This is a genomic window from Magnetospirillum moscoviense (assembly GCF_001650635.1).
GTDB classification, from domain to species: Bacteria; Pseudomonadota; Alphaproteobacteria; order Rhodospirillales; family Magnetospirillaceae; genus Magnetospirillum; species Magnetospirillum moscoviense.
On record NZ_LWQU01000107.1, the window covers coordinates 1 to 688 of the forward strand.

1 protein-coding gene is annotated in these 688 nt (G+C 56.5%); it reads right to left on the reverse strand.

Going from position 1 to position 688, the window contains the following annotated elements:
* Positions 1–201 precede the first annotated feature (201 nt).
* Positions 202–688 (reverse strand): hypothetical protein (locus A6A05_RS21450; protein ID WP_216635758.1); only part of this gene is annotated, 487 nt, incomplete at its 5' end.

Sequence of the window (688 nt, forward strand, 5' to 3'; positions counted from 1 at the left end):
GATTGCGGACCGTCATGTCCTCGATCATGCGGCGACGCAGAGGGCTCAATTCGGCCATCGGGGGCCTCCTGTCTGTAGGGTGGTCGGGAAACCAACCCTGTCAGACGGGAGCCTTCGACGTCACATCAGGCTCCAATACCGCGCCAGCGGTTTCGTTCAATCACAACTGATTCATCGGACTCAAGAACCTTCCGGACGGGCTCACAGACGACTATATTGGTTGTCGCAAGCGTCGCCACAGAAGGATGCAGCCAGCATAACTTGGCCCTCGCGACGCCAAACAAACGTGTCGCGCTCCTTGCCACCGTCCCATGAACGCTGTTGCAGGTCCGGGATACCCTTAACCTTTTCTACACTGGACTTCACCGCCTGGAACGAGGCGCGGCATTTTCGTTCACTAATGCCATCCATCGAGTATCGTTTCTTGTCGTGAAAATGGATGGTGTAGGCGGCCTTCAGTTGGTATTCGTGGAACACCATCGCCTTCGCATACGATGCGTTTCCATTGCCAGATTCATAATAGATGGATTGAACGAAACCGCTGGCGCGGTATTGGAGCCTGATGTGACGTCGAAGGCTCCCGTCTGACAGGGTTGGTTTCCCGACCACCCTACAGACAGGAGGCCCCCGATGGCCGAATTGAGCCCTCTGCGTCGCCGCATGATCGAGGACATGACGGTCCGCAATC